At 74.2% G+C, this 828-nt stretch carries 1 pseudogene; it reads left to right on the forward strand.

Going from position 1 to position 828, the window contains the following annotated elements:
* Window positions 1–828 (forward strand): annotated as a pseudogene (locus tag FUT87_RS29635) (hypothetical protein); the annotation flags it as partial.

Here is an 828-nt window from a genome sequence, read left to right on the forward strand (position 1 = left end):
GCTGCTGGCGCAGGTGCTGGAGAGCGACGCGAGCCGCACCATCGAGACCGCGTCGCTGTCCCTGCATGCGATCGGGGATGGGCTGACGCGATCGATCGCCGATCCGCACGAGGCCGAGCACCTGGAAGCGCATTTCAGCCATGTGCTGGTGGGCTTGCCGTTCATCCGCAGCGTGTCGCTGCTGGACACCCGCGGGAAGGTGCTGATCAGCACGAACGCCGATGAAATCGGCCTGGAAGTGCCGCTGGACGACTTCGGCCGGCTGCCCGGTCCGGACCGCGACATGCTGATGCCGCTGCGACCGGGGCGCGGCCTCGCGGACCTGGCCCGGGGACGACCGCCGCGCAGTTCGCCGGTGGGGATGCTGCCGCTGCTGCTGCAACTGCCGGCGTCGCCGGACACGCCCGCGAGCGGCGCGTCCACGGCGGCCGGCGTCGCGCCCGGTGCGCGCGAGCGGGAGCCGCGCTGGCTGCTGGCGCTGATCAATCCGGATGCGCTGACGCAAGCCCAGCAGCGCGCGCTGCCCACCGGGCGCAGCGCCGCCTGGCTCGCGTCGACGGACGGCCAGCTGCTTGCCGCGATGGAGACGCTGCACCAACTGCCCGGCCAGCGGCTGGACGGCCACCCGGCGTTCGACGCCCTGCGTCGCGGGCGCGAGCACGGCACCTACATCGGCGCCGGCGCCTTGCCGGGCGAGGTCGTCGTGGCCTACCGCGCGGCGCCGCGGCGCTCGCTGATGGTGGGCGTGGAGCAGTCGGTCGAGGAGGTGCTCGCGCGCTGGCACGCCGGCCTGCGCTGGCTGATGCTGATCGGCGCCCTGGCGCTGGC

The sequence above is a fragment of the Mitsuaria sp. TWR114 genome (assembly GCF_007997345.1).